This window comes from Pseudomonas sp. 2822-15 (genome assembly GCF_002742515.1).
Classification (GTDB): Bacteria; Pseudomonadota; Gammaproteobacteria; order Pseudomonadales; family Pseudomonadaceae; genus Aquipseudomonas; species Aquipseudomonas salomonii.
This window is the reverse complement of sequence record NZ_LJRY01000183.1, coordinates 313,985-329,037: the sequence shown is the minus strand read 5'-3', so window position 1 is coordinate 329,037 and position 15,053 is coordinate 313,985. Positions and strand designations below refer to the sequence as shown.

Sequence of the window (15,053 nt, the reverse complement as noted above, 5' to 3'; positions counted from 1 at the left end):
TAAATTCCATTTAAGGGTGAGCGTGTCCGGGGATATCACACTGGCCGTTCTTGCAGCGCTCACACTCTTCGCAAAACGGCGCACTGCGCTTGAGGCTGGCAACCTGTACGCCACTGAGTGATGCAGCAACAGCCGCTGACAACTTATCGGTGACACCCGGCATCAACGGCATCGGCACGGCAGCGGGCGCCCCGCCAACCTGAATCGGCACACTGCTGAAAATCCCGGCGGCCGACAGTGTGATCGATTGCCCTCCGGCCTGGATGGTCACGCTGGCGCCCGCATCGATGACCACGCTGTGCCCGGCGCCGATCTGGATGGTCCGCCCGGCCCGCACCTGCTGCGAGCCACCGACGACCAGATGATCATCCTGCTTGAGTTCAGTCAGGCGATTGCCATGGGTGATACGCTGCTCTTCACCCAGCAGCTCATGGCGGGATTCGCCGCCCACCTTCACCTGCCGCTGGTTATCGACCTGTACCTGCTGGTCATGCAACACATGTTCGGTCCAGTCCCGCTGGGCGCGCAGATAGATTTCCTCGGCGCCCTTGCGGTCTTCGATGCGTAGCTCGTTGTAGCCGCCGCCACCTGGACTGCTTTGGCTGCGAAAGATGCTGCGGGTTTTGTCTGCCGGCAGGTCCAGCGGCACAGGATTTGCCGCATTGGGCAAGCAGCCCATCACCAGCGGCATATCTATGTCGCCATTCACGAAACCTACCAACACCTCCATGCCGACCCTGGGGATCAGCACCGCACCATAACGGTCGTGGGCCCAGCCGCTGGCTACCCGCAGCCAGCAACTGGAATGCTCGTTATGCTCCCCATCGCGATCCCAGGCCATTTGCACTTTGACGCGACCGTATTCGTCGCAGTGGATCTCACTGTCTGCCGGCCCTGTGACCACCGCGTTCTGGTAACCGGATATTTGCGGGCGGGACAGGATCAGCGGCGATCGAAACGGCACTTCCCAAGGTGTTGCATGAAAATCGTTGTTGTAGCCCTGATGCGATTCATCGCCAGGGGCTGACTCCTCCAATACTTGAGGCTGATGCCCCACATGGTGCACATGGGTGACCAGCCACAAATCATTCCATTCCTGACGAGGGTGACCGGTCATCTTCAGGAACTGCCCGCTGACCAACGCCGGTTGGTCGCTGAAACCGCTGGCTTTTCGATAATCGCTGCGATGACGTTCCAACCGTCGCTGCGCCTGGTACTTGCCATGCTCGCGATCCGTGAAGTAACCGGGGTAGAGCTGCTCACACAGGGCGGGGCCTTGCTCGCCGGATGCTGCGCTTTCCAATAGAAGTCTCGGCTTCTTGAAATCGTAGTCGCGCAGATCGACACCGGTCGTGCTGGTTTCCAATGCCAGGGTAAAGCGCTTGATCGCCGGCGTATCGGCAACCATCCCGGTACCGGGCGAGTAAGGGGTGGTTTGATCCTGCTGGATGAAGACACTCTGGTCGTCGCCGAACACCAGCAGGTGACGCTCGGGGCTGTGCTGGAAGTGGTAGTGAATGCCCGACTCGTCACACAAGCGTTGAATGAACTCAAGGTCGGTTTCACCGAACTGAACACAGTACTCACGTTCGGGGTACTTGCCGCTCAGTTGAAACGCGAAGGTGTCAGCCTGGATCGCCTGGGCCTCCAACACTTGCGCAATGATCTTGGGCACAGTCTGTTTCTGGAAAATCCGCTGGTGCGTACTGTGATGCAGATAAGCCAACTGCGGCACCAAGGTGATCTGGTAACGGGTAAGGCGCTTGCCCGTATCGCCCTGGGCCACCTTATGCACCAGGCCGTGAATACCGTGGCCATCAGCGTCAAACCCCAGGAAAGCCTGACGGTGCATCAGACTTTCAAGGTCAAGATCGGCTTGTTCGCTGACCAGTTCAAGATCAAAGCTAAAGGGCAGGCTAAGAAATTCACTCCCGGAGAACCCATAGATTTTTAGGTCACTGGGCTTCCCATCGAGGGCCAGGGTAAACGCGCTTTCGTTGGCAGGAGCGAACATCCGGTGTTTCTCTGCGAGGAGTGGGTGAGCGATTCTGCACCAGCTTTTCACCCACCAGAGCGCACCACAGGCAAATCAGTAAGCTCCTACAACCTGGGTGCCGGATTCTTCATGTAGCTGGCGGAGAAGGCACGCCAAAGCCGTGCTAGCGTAAAGTGCCTACTCACCGGATCACTGGAAAAAGTCTGATCACGACGCCGTGGATGTGGCACGCGGCCTATGTGCTGATCATCTTCGGCGAAGCGCTCACCGCTGTGGTGCTGTCACTGTGGCGCGCGCGGCACGCAGTCGGCGCCGATTTCAACCGCGCCAAGGCAGGCGCAACCGCCGGCCTGACCCTCGGTTTTGTGGTGTGGTTCTTTGGTTTTATGGTGGTGGGCGGTGAGTGGTTTCTGATGTGGCAATCTCATCAGTGCAATGGCCAGGAAGCGGCATTCAAGTTCTACATGGCGATTCTGGGCGTGCTGATTTTTCTCAATCAGCCGGAGGCTGGCTGAACTGACAGCGGGACGCGGAGCGTCCGGGGTGGCATTCCCACGCGGAGCGTGGGAACGATCAAAAAAAGGCCCGCCATCCAAAGGATGCGGGCCTTCTTTCTAACTCAATTGGCGCTAAACGCCCACCGAGTTACTTGTTGAGGTTGTAGTCTTTTTCCGCTGCATAAAAGCGCTCGACCATACCGGCAGTCGGTGCGCCCATCTTGCTCACGAAATAGATCGCCAGGCTGGCGAAGATAAAGCCCGGGATGATTTCGTACAGGCCCAGCAGATTGAAGTGCTTCCACACGATCACGGTGATCGCGCCGACCAGGATACCGGCCAGTGCGCCGTTACGCGTCATGTTTTTCCAGATCACCGAGATCAGCACCACTGGGCCGAACGCAGCGCCGAAGCCTGCCCAGGCGTAGCTCACCAGGCCCAGTACGCGGTTGTCCGGGTTGGCGGCCATGGCGATGGCGATCAGGGCCACCAACAGCACCATCGCGCGACCCACCCACACCAGTTCAACCTGGGAGGCGTTTTTGCGCAGGAAGGTTTTGTAGAAGTCTTCGGTCAGCGCGCTGGAGCACACCAGCAGTTGGCAGCTCAGGGTGCTCATCACCGCCGCCAGGATGGCCGACAGCAGCACGCCTGCGATCCACGGGTTGAACAGCAGCTTGGCCAGTTCGATGAACACACGCTCGTGGTTCTCGTTAACCGGGCCGGCCACTTCCGGGTGCGCCGAGAAGTAAGCGATACCGAAGAAGCCCACCGCCACGGTGCCGGCGAGGCACAGGATCATCCAGGTCATGGAGATGCGACGCGCCTTGGCGATCGACTTTACCGAATCCGCCGCCATGAAACGCGCGAGGATGTGCGGCTGGCCGAAGTAACCCAGGCCCCAGCCCATCAGCGAGATGATGCCGATGAAACTGGTGTTTTTGAGCATGTTGAAGTTGTCGGGGTTCTTGGCTTCGATCGCCAGGAACGTGGTGTCGACGCCACCGGTGGCCAGCAGCACGATGATTGGCGTGAGGATCAGCGCAAAGATCATCAGCGTGGCTTGTACGGTGTCGGTCCAGCTGACCGCCAGGAAACCGCCAACAAAGGTGTAGGCAATGGTCGCCGCAGCACCGGCCCACAGCGCTGTCTCGTAGGACATGCCGAAGGTGCTTTCAAACAGACGGGCGCCGGCCACGATGCCGGAAGCGCAGTAGATGGTGAAGAACACCAGGATCACCACCGCCGAGATAATCCGCAGCAGGCCGCTTTTATCTTCGAAACGGCTGGAGAAGTAATCCGGCAGCGTCAGGGCGTCACCGTTGTGCTCGGTCTGTACCCGCAGGCGACCGGCCACGAACAGCCAGTTGAGGTAGGCACCGACGATCAGGCCGATGGCAATCCAGCTTTCCGACAGGCCGGACATGTAGATCGCGCCCGGCAAGCCCATCAGCAACCAGCCGCTCATGTCCGAGGCACCGGCCGACAAGGCCGTGACCACGCTACCGAGGCTGCGACCGCCGAGGATGTAATCAGAAAGGTTATTGGTGGAGCGATAGGCCATGAAGCCGATCAGCACCATTGCTGCGATGTAGATCACGAAGGTGATCAGGGTTGGATTGCTAACGCTCATAGGAGTGACGCCCTGGCTTTGTTTTTATGTAGCAGCGGTCTGGCAGACGGCCACCCATTGGTTACGGGTAGACGAAACGGCGAGCCGCGCATTTATGACTGGCGTTTCCCCAGGAAAGCCGCCAGCCGATGAACCGACCCTTGCGGGTGGTTGCACCTTGGTCGCGAATGCTATTCAACAAAGTAAATAAGGTGCAACCAGTTTCTTGAGAATAAGTTGCACCTTGATGTGTTTTCGCGGAAATACCGGTTTTTTGCTCCTTTTCGGAGCAAGAACAGCCGATCTCAGAAGCAAATGCACCAAGACGCAGCCGATTCAGTCGAGGGCCGGAATTTTTCCCGATCACGATCGAAAAATTCCTGAACAATTTGGGTTGCACCCGGTTGCACCTCTTCATGCGCAAAGCTAATCTTGCCGCCAGCAGATGCCACTCGGTAGTGGCACCCATGAGGATAAAAAGATGGCAACGACCACCCTTGGGGTCAAACTCGACGACCCGACCCGCGAACGCCTGAAGGCGGCCGCGACCTCCATTGATCGCACGCCGCACTGGCTGATCAAGCAGGCGATTTTCAATTACCTGGAGAAACTCGAGGGTGGTGCAACCCTGACCGAGCTCAATGGCTCGGGCAGCAAGGACGCTGAAGACGCCGGCGAAGTGCAACCGGACCACGCCCACCAGTGCTTCCTGGAGTTTGCCGAAAGCATCCTGCCGCAATCGGTACTGCGCGCCTCGATCACCGCCGCTTACCGCCGCCCGGAGCCGGAAGTGGTGCCGATGCTGATCGAGCAGGCGCGCCTGCCGCAGCCGATGTGCGACGCCACCAACAAGCTGGCCGCCTCGATTGCCGAAAAACTGCGCAACCAGAAGAGCGCCGGCGGCCGTGCCGGTATCGTTCAAGGCCTGCTGCAAGAGTTCTCCCTGTCGTCCCAGGAAGGCGTAGCACTGATGTGCCTGGCCGAAGCGCTGCTGCGCATCCCGGACAAAGGCACCCGCGACGCGCTGATCCGCGACAAGATCAGCACCGGCAACTGGCAGCCGCACTTGGGCAACAGCCCGTCGCTGTTCGTAAACGCGGCCACCTGGGGCTTGCTGCTGACCGGCAAGCTGGTCGCCACCCATAACGAAGCGGGCCTGACCTCGTCCCTGAGCCGCATTATCGGCAAGAGCGGCGAGCCGATGATCCGCAAGGGCGTCGATATGGCCATGCGCCTGATGGGCGAGCAGTTCGTCACCGGCGAAACCATCGCCGAAGCCCTGGCCAACGCGAGCAAGTTCGAAGCCAAGGGTTTCCGCTATTCCTACGACATGCTCGGTGAAGCCGCGCTGACCGAACACGACGCCCAGAAGTACCTGGCCTCGTACGAACAAGCCATTCATTCCATCGGCAAAGCCTCCCACGGCCGTGGGATTTATGAAGGCCCGGGCATCTCCATCAAACTCTCGGCACTGCACCCGCGTTACAGCCGTGCGCAGTACGAGCGCGTGATGGACGAGTTGTACCCGCGCCTGCTGTCGCTGACCTTGCTGGCCAAGCAATACGACATCGGCCTGAACATCGACGCCGAAGAAGCCGACCGCCTCGAGCTGTCGCTGGATCTGCTCGAGCGCCTGTGCTTCGAGCCGCAACTGACCGGCTGGAACGGCATCGGCTTCGTGATCCAGGCGTACCAGAAGCGTTGCCCGTATGTGATCGACTATATCATCGACCTGGCACGCCGCAGCCGCCATCGCCTGATGATCCGCCTGGTAAAAGGCGCGTACTGGGACAGCGAAATCAAGCGCGCCCAGGTTGAAGGCCTGGAAGGCTACCCGGTGTACACCCGCAAGGTGTACACCGACGTTTCCTACATTGCCTGCGCACGCAAACTGCTGTCGGTACCGGAAGTCATCTACCCGCAGTTCGCCACGCACAACGCCCACACGCTGTCGGCCATCTACCATATCGCCGGTCAGAACTATTACCCTGGCCAGTACGAGTTCCAGTGCCTGCACGGCATGGGCGAACCGCTGTACGAGCAGGTTGTAGGCAAGGTTTCCGATGGCAAACTGAACCGTCCGTGCCGCGTGTACGCACCGGTCGGCACCCACGAAACACTGCTGGCGTACCTGGTACGTCGCCTGCTGGAAAACGGCGCCAACACTTCATTCGTCAACCGCATTGCCGACCACACCATCTCGATTCAGGAGCTGGTGGCCGACCCAGTGGCCAACATCGAGCAGATGGCCACGCAGGAAGGCGGCTTCGGCCTGCCGCACCCGCGTATCCCACTGCCGCGTGACCTGTATGGCAGCGACCGCGCCAACTCGGCCGGTATCGACCTGGCCAACGAACATCGCTTGGCGTCGCTGTCTTGCGCACTGCTGGCCACCGCGCATAACGATTGGAAAGCCGCGCCGATGCTGGGCTGCGCTTCCAGCACTGAAGCTGCTGCACCGGTGCTGAACCCGTCCGATCTGCGTGACGTGGTGGGCCATGTACAGGAAGCCACCGTCGAAGACGTCGACAATGCGATCCAGTGCGCCATCAACGCCGGCCCGATCTGGCAGGCCACCCCGCCTGCCGAACGTGCCGCGATCCTGGAGCGCGCCGCCGACTTGATGGAAGGCGAGATCCAGCCGCTGATGGGCCTGCTGGCCCGTGAAGCCGGCAAAACCTTCGCCAACGCCATCGCCGAAGTGCGCGAAGCCGTGGACTTCCTGCGTTACTACGCGGTGCAGGCGCGCAACGATTTCACCAACGATGCCCACCGCCCACTCGGCCCGGTGGTCTGCATCAGCCCGTGGAACTTCCCGCTGGCAATCTTCAGCGGCCAAGTGGCCGCCGCACTGGCCGCCGGTAACCCGGTACTGGCCAAGCCTGCCGAACAAACCCCACTGGTGGCGGCACAAGCCGTGCGCATCCTGCTCGAAGCCGGTATCCCGGAAGGCGTGCTGCAGCTGCTGCCGGGCCAGGGTGAAACCGTCGGTGCCCGTCTGGTCGGTGATGATCGCGTCAAAGGCGTGATGTTCACCGGTTCCACCGAGGTGGCGCGCCTGCTGCAACGCAATGTCGCCGGTCGCCTGGATGCCCAGGGCCGCCCGATCCCGTTGATCGCCGAAACCGGTGGCCAAAACGCGATGATCGTCGACTCTTCGGCACTCACCGAACAAGTGGTGATCGACGTCGTTTCCTCGGCCTTCGACAGCGCCGGCCAGCGTTGCTCGGCCCTGCGTGTACTGTGCCTGCAGGAAGATTCGGCAGACCGCGTGATCGAAATGCTCAAGGGTGCCATGGCTGAATGCCGCCTGGGCAATCCGGAGCGCTTGTCGGTGGATATCGGCCCGGTGATCGACGCCGAAGCCAAGGCCGGCATCGAGAAACACATCCAGGCCATGCGCGACAAAGGCCGCAACGTGTACCAGGTGGCGATCGCCGACGGCGAAGAGATCAAGCGCGGCACCTTCGTGATGCCAACCCTGATCGAACTGGAAAGTTTCGACGAGCTGCAACGCGAAATCTTCGGCCCGGTACTGCACGTGGTGCGCTACAAGCGCAAAGAGATCGACCAGCTTATCGGCCAGATCAATGCCTCCGGCTACGGCCTGACCCTGGGCGTGCACACGCGCATCGACGAGACCATCGCCAAGGTGATCGACAACGTGCATGCCGGTAACGTCTATGTGAACCGCAACATCGTCGGTGCCGTGGTCGGTGTGCAACCGTTCGGCGGCGAAGGCCTGTCGGGTACTGGCCCGAAAGCAGGCGGCCCGCTGTACCTGTACCGCCTGCTGTCGACGCGCCCTACGGATGCCATCGAGCAATCCTTCGTGCGCGGCGACAAGCTCGCTGCACCGGACGTGCGTCTGCGTGATGCCATGAGCCAACCGCTGACCGCCCTGAAAACCTGGGCCGACAGCAATAAGTTCAGCGACCTGAGCGCCCTGTGCAGCCAGTTCGCCGCGCAATCGCAAAGTGGTATCACCCGCCAACTGGCCGGCCCGACCGGCGAGCGCAACAGCTACGCCATCCTGCCCCGCGAGCACGTGTTGTGCCTGGCGGAAGTGGAAGGCGACCTGCTGACACAACTGGCGGCAGTGCTGGCGGTAGGCGGTTCGGCGGTATGGCCGGAAACTGACCTGACCAAGGCCTTGTTCCCACGCTTGCCGCGGGAAGTTCAGGCGAAGATCAAGCGTGTGGCTGACTGGACCAAGGATGAGGTGGTGTTCGACGCGGTCGTGCACCACGGCGATTCCGACCAACTGCGTGCGGTCTGCCAGCAAGTGGCGCAGCGCGGTGGCGCGATTGTTGGGGTGCATGGTTTGTCGCAAGGTGAGACGGCGATTGCGCTGGAACGCCTGGTGATCGAGCGGGCGTTGAGCGTTAACACCGCTGCGGCCGGTGGTAATGCGAGCCTGATGACTATCGGTTAACCACCACTGATCGTTCCCACGCTCTGCGTGGGGATGCAGCCAGGGACGCTCTGCATCCCAAAGCGTGACGCGGAGCGTCACAAGAGGCATTCCCACGCGGAGCGTGGGAACGATCTCACGCGCTCCACCTTCCGCCCACGTTCTGCCCCTCCATCACGCAAATCAATCTTGCTATCCAGCCTCTATTCGCGCACTTAGACTCAGGCGATTCCCTTCAAAGGTAAGCCGCCATGTCCGAGATGCTGCTCAGTTCCCGCAATCTGTCTTTCGAGCTGTATGAAGTCCTCGATGCCGAGGGCCTGACCCAGCGCGAGCGGTTTGCCGAACACAACCGCGAAACCTTCGATGCCGCCATCAGCACGGCGCGCAGCATTGCCGAGAAGTACTTCGCGCCGCACAACCGTAAAAACGACGAAAACGAACCGCGCTACGAAGACGGCCAGGCGATCCTGATCCCGGAAGTCAAACCCGCCGTGGACGCTTTTCTGGAAGCGGGTTTTCTGAACGCTGCCCGCAGTTTCGAAGCCGGTGGCATGCAGTTGCCGACCCTGCTCTCCCAAGCCTGTTTTGCGCATTTTCAGTCGGCCAACGCCGCTTCAACGTCCTACCCGTTCCTGACCATGGGCGCCGCCAACCTGATCGAAAGCTTCGGCACCGAGGCGCAAAAACAGCGCTTTTTGCAGCCGATGATCGAGGGCCGCTTCTTCGGCACCATGGCCCTCACCGAGCCGCATGCCGGTTCATCGCTGTCGGATATTCGCACCCGGGCCGAGCCTGCGGCCGACGGCACGTATCGGCTCAAGGGCAACAAGATCTTCATCTCCGGCGGCGACCATCCGCTGTCGGAAAACATCGTGCACATGGTGCTGGCCAAGCTGCCGGACGCGCCGCCTGGGGTGAAGGGCATTTCGCTGTTTATCGTGCCCAAATTCCTGGTCAACGAAGACGGCAGCCTCGGCGCACGCAATGACGTGCTGTTGGCCGGGCTGTTCCACAAGATGGGCTGGCGCGGCACCACGTCCACGGCGCTGAACTTCGGCGATAACGGCAGCTGTGTCGGCTACCTGGTGGGTAAACCCCATCAGGGCTTGAGCTGCATGTTCCAGATGATGAACGAGGCGCGCATCGGCGTGGGCATGGGTGCGGTGATGCTGGGTTACGCCGGCTACCTCTATTCCCTGGAATACGCCCGCGAACGCCCGCAAGGTCGCCTGCCCGACAGCAAAGACCCGAGCACCGCGCCGGTTTCGATCATCCAGCACGCCGATATCAAGCGCATGCTGCTGACTCAAAAAGCCTATGTGGAAGGCGCCTTCGACCTGGGCCTGTACGCCGCACGCCTGTTTGACGACACCACCACGCTGGCAACCGACGCCGAGCGCAAGCACGCCCACGAACTGCTCGACCTGCTCACGCCCATCGTCAAATCCTGGCCATCGGAGTTCTGCCTCAAGGCCAACGAACTGGCGATCCAGATCCTCGGCGGCCACGGCTACACCCGCGAATACCCGGTGGAGCAGTACTACCGCGACAACCGCCTGAACCCGATCCACGAAGGCACCCATGGCATTCAGTCCCTGGATTTGCTCGGGCGCAAGCTCGCGCAAAACGGCGGCGCGGGCTTGAAGCAACTGATCCGCCTGATCGCCGAAACCGGCGCTCGGGCTCAGGAATATCCGTCACTGACGGCGCTGCGCGAACCGCTGGAGCAACTGGTCAACCGCCTGCAAAGCGTGACGATTGGCCTGCTGACGGATCTCGCCCACGGCAAGGTCAACAGCAGCCTGGCGAACTCGGCGCTGTACTTGAAGGTGTTCGGGCACACGGTGATTGGCTGGCGCTGGCTGGAGCAGGCGATTCGCGCCGAGGAAGGTTTGGCCAAGGGTCGTGCGGCCGATGTGGCCTTTTACAAAGGCAAGCTCCAGGCCGCCCGGTACTTCCTGACCTGGGAAGTACCGAGCTGCCATCATGAACTGGCAATTCTGGAGGCACGCGATGACACGTGCCTGGGCATGCAGGACGCGTGGTTCTAAGGCGTTCCGATCGCCTTGGAAATCACTTCGACCGTGGCGCTGACTTGCTCTTGGTAACGGTCGAGTTCCTGCTGGTGATGCTTTTGCATGTCGATCTGCTCGGCGCACAGGTTCAGCGCGGCCAGTACCAATAATTTGTCACCGATCAGGGTCGGGTACTTTTTCTTGGTGGTGGCCAGGGAGGCCTTGAGCATGGTCACGGCGTGCATCAGGGTTTGATCCTCCCCTTGCGGCGCCTTGATCGAGTAATCCTCTCCGAGAATCGAAACGACCTTTATCCCTTCATTCATGCGCCGACAGGCCCTGCGCTCACACGCTCAACCAGCGCCTGGATACGCGCGGCGGTGGCGCCGTGCTTTTCTTCCTGTTCCATCAGGTTCAGTTGCAGGCTGTCGTTTTCGTCCTTGGCGCGGGCCAGTTCCGCTTTCAGCGCTTCATTGCTGCCGAGCAGGTCTTGGTTCTGTTGTACGAGGTCAGTAACCAGCTGTTCAAGCTGGCTGAGGGATGCTTCTAACATTTTGATTTCTCGGGCTTTTTCAAAGGGCGGTGACGATAAAGAAAATTCACCTCGGATGCCAGGGTTATCCCCGGCGCGCAGCCCGATTTTTAAGGGCCGGGCCGCACTTTCGAGCCTTAGTGACTGCATTTACCCGATCTGGTTCCTGAATCCGTGCAACCCCTGGTCAGATGCGACAAAAGCGCGCGCCTCCTTAAGACTTTAGTCGCATGGCCGATACGTAATGCACACCTCGTCTCATGGCCGCACGGATCGCGCTTCTCCCCAGGATTCCCGCATGTCTCTTCGTAATATGAATATCGCTCCGAGGGCCTTCCTTGGCTTTGCGTTTATTGGCGCGCTGATGTTGTTTCTCGGTGTGTTCGCCTTGAACCAGATGAGCAAAATTCGCGCAGCCACCGAAGACATCACCCAAGCCAGCGTGCCGAGCATCCGCGCCCTCGACGAATTCACCCAACTGACCCTGCGCCTGCGGGTGCTGTCGTACCGCTTGCTGACCAACCGCGAGCCGGACGTGCAGCAAAAGACCCTGGAAGCCTTCGAACTGCGTAACCAGCAGATTCGTGCTGCCCAAGGCGTTTACGAAAAACTCATCGACAGCCGCGAAGAGCGCAGCGCCTACGATGAATACGTGCGTTTGCTCGGCCAGTACCATCAGATCGAGGAGCGCATGAAGAGCCTGTCGCGCGCCAACCAGATCGATGAGCTGCGCACCTTGCTCAACACCGAATTGCTGAGCAATTCCGAGCAAGTCAATGCGGTGCTTACGCGCCTGCTGGACCTCAACAACCAGATGGCCAACACCACCAACCAAGAAGCCAAAGACCAATACGACATGGCCTTTGACCTGGTAGTGGGCCTGCTGATCATTGCCACGGCGCTGACCCTGCTGTTCGCCTGGTTGCTGACCCGCAGCATCACGCTGCCCATCGCTCAGGCCCTGGAAGCCGCCGAAGAAGTCGCCGAAGGCAACCTCACGCGCCCGATCAAGGTTGACGGCAACGACGAAGCCGGCCGCCTGCTGGCCGCCATGGCCAAGATGCAGGACAAGCTGCGCGACACCCTGCAACGCATTGCCGGCTCCGCGACCCAGCTGGCGTCTGCGGCAGAAGAACTGAATGCCGTCACCGACGAAAGTGCCCGCGGCCTGACCCAGCAGAACAACGAAATCGAGCAAGCCGCCACCGCCGTCAACGAGATGACCAGCGCCGTCGAAGAAGTCGCACGCAACGCGGTGAGCACCTCCGAAGCCTCGCGCAACGCCACCACCTCTGCCGGTGACGGCCGTGACCTGGTGCAGGAAACCGTCAGCGCCATCGAGCGCATGAGCGGCGACGTGCAAGCCACCGCCACCTTGATTGGCGACCTGGCCAATGAGTCCCGCGATATCGGCAAAGTGCTCGACGTGATTCGCGGCCTGGCCGACCAGACCAACCTGCTGGCCCTGAACGCCGCAATTGAAGCGGCGCGCGCCGGTGAAGCCGGTCGTGGGTTTGCCGTGGTGGCCGATGAAGTGCGCGCGCTGGCCCATCGCACCCAGCAGTCGACCAGCGAGATCGAACGGATGATCGGCAGCATTCAGGCCGGCACCGAGCATGCGGTGGATTCGATGCGCAACAGCACCGAACGTGCGGAATCGACGCTGAACATTGCCAAGGGCGCAGGGATGTCGCTGGACACCATCAACACGGCGATTGTGGAGATCAACGAACGCAACCTGGTGATCGCCAGCGCGGCCGAAGAGCAGGCGCAAGTGGCGCGGGAAGTGGACCGCAACCTGGTGAACATTCGTGATTTGTCGGTGCAGTCGGCCACGGGCGCAAGCCAGACCAGCGCGGCGAGCAGTGAGTTGTCGCGCCTGGCGGTGGACCTGAACGGGATGGTGGGGCGCTTCAGGCTTTAACAGACACCGGCGATCCCTTGTGGGAGCTGGCTTGCCTGCGATAGCCATCTAACAGTCAATATCCCTGGTGACTGATACACCGCTATCGCAGGCAAGCCAGCTCCCACATTGACAGCGGACGCAGAGCGTCCAACGAGGCATTCCCACGCAGAGCGTGGGAACGATCTTTTGACAGCACAGCAATTCAACAGGTTAGAATCGCTGGCACGCAGACTGCATGGTCAGTTTGCGCCCTGTCTTCCCTGTTCTGGAGTACTGCCTTTGAATGCGACGACCATCAACAGCCTGTTCTTGATCGGCGCGTTGCTGGTGGGTGCGAGCATTCTGGTGAGTTCTCTTTCCTCGCGCCTGGGGATCCCGATTCTGGTGATCATCCTGGCCGTGGGCATGGTCGCCGGCGTCGATGGCGGCGGCATCATCTTCGATAACTACCCAACCGCGTACCTGGTGGGCAACCTCGCATTGGCCGTTATCCTGCTCGACGGCGGTTTGCGCACTCGGGTGGCGAGTTTTCGCGTGGCACTCTGGCCGGCGTTGTCGCTGGCCACGGTGGGGGTGTTGATTACCACCGGCCTCACCGGCATGGCGGCCGCCTGGCTGTTCGACCTCAATATTATCCAAGGCTTGCTGATCGGCGCGATTGTCGGCTCCACAGACGCCGCAGCCGTGTTCTCGCTGCTGGGCGGCAAGGGCCTGAACGAACGGGTGACCGCCAGCCTGGAAATCGAATCCGGCAGCAACGACCCGATGGCGGTGTTCCTTACCGTCACCCTGATCGACATGCTTGCCAGTGGCCAGACCGGCCTGCACTGGAGCCTGCTGACTCACCTGATCCGCGAATTCGGCATCGGCGGCATCGTCGGCCTGGGCGGCGGCTGGCTGATGCTGCAAATGGTCAATCGCATCAACCTGGCCACCGGCCTGTACCCGATCCTGGTGATCGCCGGCGGCCTGGTAGTGTTCGCCCTGACCAACGCCCTGCACGGCAGCGGCTTTCTCGCCGTGTACCTGTGCGGCCTGGTGATCGGCAACCGCCCGGTGCGCAGCCGTCATGGCATTTTGCATATGCTCGACGGCATGGCGTGGCTGGCACAGATCGGCATGTTCCTGGTGCTGGGCCTGCTGGTCACACCCCACGACCTGCTGCCCATCGCCTTGCCGGCGCTGGGCCTGGCGCTGTGGATGATCCTGTTTGCGCGGCCGCTGTCGGTGATGGTCGGCCTGCTGCCGTTCAAGGCCTTCCACGGACGCGAAAAAGCCTTTATCGCCTGGGTCGGTTTGCGCGGCGCGGTACCGATCATTCTGGCAGTGTTCCCGTTGATGGCCGGCCTGCCGCACGCGCAGCTGTACTTCAACCTGGCGTTCTTCATCGTGCTGGTGTCGCTGCTGGTGCAGGGCACGAGCCTGCCGTGGGTGGCCAAGTTGCTGAAAGTCACCGTGCCGCCGGAACCGGCGCCCATCTCCCGCGCCGCCCTGGAAGTGCACGTCACCAGCGAGTGGGAGCTGTTCGTCTACCGCCTGGGCGCGGAGAAATGGTGCATCGGCGCCGCCCTGCGCGAGCTGAAAATGCCCGAAGGCACGCGCATCGCGGCGCTGTTCCGTGGCCAGCAACTGCTCCATCCGTCGGGTAGTACGGTGCTGGAAGTCGACGATTTACTCTGCGTGATCGGCCACGAACACAACCTGCCGGCCCTCGGCAAACTGTTCAGCCAGGCGCCGCAGCGCGGCCTCGACCTGCGCTTCTTCGGCGATTTCGTGCTCGAAGGCGACGCCCAACTGGGCGCGGTCTCGGCCTTGTACGGGCTCAAGCTCGACGGCATCGACCCGGACATGCCGCTCAGCAGCTTCATCACCCAGAAGGTCGGTGGCGCGCCCATCGTCGGCGACCAGGTGGAGTGGAACAACACAATCTGGACCGTCGCGGTCATGGACGGGAACAAGATCGGAAAAGTCGGCGTCAAATTCCCCGAAGGAAGTCGTCCAGGCCCTGGACTCTTCCTCTAAACTGCGAGGCTACGGCGCCACGCCACCAGCCTCTTTAGCTTGCTCGACCGGTATCC

General features: G+C 61.2%; 9 protein-coding genes and 2 pseudogenes. 6 read left to right on the top strand and 5 right to left on the bottom strand.

Going from position 1 to position 15,053, the window contains the following annotated elements:
- Positions 1–10 precede the first annotated feature (10 nt).
- The gene (locus AOA59_RS13605; RefSeq protein WP_099487846.1) at positions 11–2,014 is read right to left on the bottom strand and encodes a type VI secretion system tip protein VgrG; all 2,004 of its coding nucleotides are present in this window, start codon (positions 2,012–2,014) and stop codon (positions 11–13) included.
- Positions 2,015–2,202: 188 nt separating this feature from the next.
- On the opposite strand from AOA59_RS13605, the pseudogene AOA59_RS13600 reads away from it, so the two are divergent.
- Positions 2,203–2,511 (top strand): annotated as a pseudogene (locus tag AOA59_RS13600) (DUF2165 family protein); the annotation flags it as partial.
- A 130-nt stretch (positions 2,512–2,641) separates the two neighbouring features.
- Here the strand turns inward: AOA59_RS13600 and putP are convergent.
- On the bottom strand, positions 2,642–4,126 hold the full coding sequence (gene putP, locus AOA59_RS13595) for a sodium/proline symporter PutP (protein WP_099487844.1): 1,485 nt from the start codon (positions 4,124–4,126) through the stop codon (positions 2,642–2,644).
- 61 nt (positions 4,127–4,187) lie between these two features.
- Positions 4,188–4,505 carry a hypothetical protein gene (locus tag AOA59_RS31990; RefSeq protein WP_143522783.1) on the bottom strand — a complete coding sequence of 106 codons (318 nt, stop codon included), beginning with the start codon at positions 4,503–4,505 and terminating at the stop codon, positions 4,188–4,190.
- A gap of 81 nt (positions 4,506–4,586) precedes the next feature.
- Between AOA59_RS31990 and putA the strand changes: the two genes are divergently transcribed.
- Both putA and AOA59_RS13585 read left to right on the top strand, forming a co-directional pair.
- Positions 4,587–8,540, top strand: a complete 3,954-nt coding sequence (gene putA / locus AOA59_RS13590; RefSeq protein WP_099487842.1) for a trifunctional transcriptional regulator/proline dehydrogenase/L-glutamate gamma-semialdehyde dehydrogenase — start codon at positions 4,587–4,589, stop codon at positions 8,538–8,540.
- A 230-nt stretch (positions 8,541–8,770) separates the two neighbouring features.
- On the top strand, positions 8,771–10,573 hold the full coding sequence (locus tag AOA59_RS13585; RefSeq protein WP_099487840.1) for an acyl-CoA dehydrogenase: 1,803 nt from the start codon (positions 8,771–8,773) through the stop codon (positions 10,571–10,573).
- Here AOA59_RS13585 and AOA59_RS13580 read toward each other — a convergent pair.
- Together AOA59_RS13580 and AOA59_RS13575 are read right to left on the bottom strand one after the other, a co-directional pair.
- Complete coding sequence (locus AOA59_RS13580; protein WP_017138531.1) at positions 10,570–10,863, bottom strand: cell division protein ZapA; 294 nt, start codon at positions 10,861–10,863, stop codon at positions 10,570–10,572. The genes AOA59_RS13585 and AOA59_RS13580 overlap by 4 nt on opposite strands.
- The gene (locus AOA59_RS13575) at positions 10,860–11,090 is read right to left on the bottom strand and encodes a hypothetical protein (protein ID WP_017138532.1); all 231 of its coding nucleotides are present in this window, start codon (positions 11,088–11,090) and stop codon (positions 10,860–10,862) included. Before AOA59_RS13575 ends, AOA59_RS13580 begins: the two co-directional genes overlap by 4 nt.
- Before the next feature lie 223 nt (positions 11,091–11,313).
- On the opposite strand from AOA59_RS13575, the pseudogene AOA59_RS33525 reads away from it, so the two are divergent.
- The 3 genes and pseudogenes from AOA59_RS33525 to AOA59_RS13565 form a co-directional block, all read left to right on the top strand.
- Positions 11,314–12,090 (top strand): annotated as a pseudogene (locus tag AOA59_RS33525) (MCP four helix bundle domain-containing protein); the annotation flags it as partial.
- A gap of 30 nt (positions 12,091–12,120) precedes the next feature.
- Positions 12,121–12,993: a methyl-accepting chemotaxis protein gene (locus AOA59_RS33520; protein ID WP_370694346.1), complete on the top strand. Its 873-nt coding sequence runs from the start codon at positions 12,121–12,123 to the stop codon at positions 12,991–12,993.
- A gap of 261 nt (positions 12,994–13,254) precedes the next feature.
- Entirely contained in the window at positions 13,255–14,997 is a 1,743-nt protein-coding gene (locus tag AOA59_RS13565) for a potassium/proton antiporter (protein ID WP_058422393.1), read from the top strand.
- The last annotated feature ends 56 nt before the right edge of the window (positions 14,998–15,053 follow it).

Excerpts from the sequence above, each read along its gene's own strand:
- AOA59_RS13605 (WP_099487846.1), bottom strand. The coding sequence starts at position 2,014 with ATGTTCGCTCCTGCCAACGAAAGCGCGTTTACCCTGGCCCTCGATGGG.
- putP (WP_099487844.1), bottom strand. The coding sequence starts at position 4,126 with ATGAGCGTTAGCAATCCAACCCTGATCACCTTCGTGATCTACATCGCA.
- putA (WP_099487842.1), top strand. The coding sequence starts at position 4,587 with ATGGCAACGACCACCCTTGGGGTCAAACTCGACGACCCGACCCGCGAA.
- AOA59_RS13585 (WP_099487840.1), top strand. The coding sequence starts at position 8,771 with ATGTCCGAGATGCTGCTCAGTTCCCGCAATCTGTCTTTCGAGCTGTAT.
- AOA59_RS13580 (WP_017138531.1), bottom strand. The coding sequence starts at position 10,863 with ATGAATGAAGGGATAAAGGTCGTTTCGATTCTCGGAGAGGATTACTCG.
- AOA59_RS13575 (WP_017138532.1), bottom strand. The coding sequence starts at position 11,090 with ATGTTAGAAGCATCCCTCAGCCAGCTTGAACAGCTGGTTACTGACCTC.
- AOA59_RS33520 (WP_370694346.1), top strand. The coding sequence starts at position 12,121 with ATGGCCAAGATGCAGGACAAGCTGCGCGACACCCTGCAACGCATTGCC.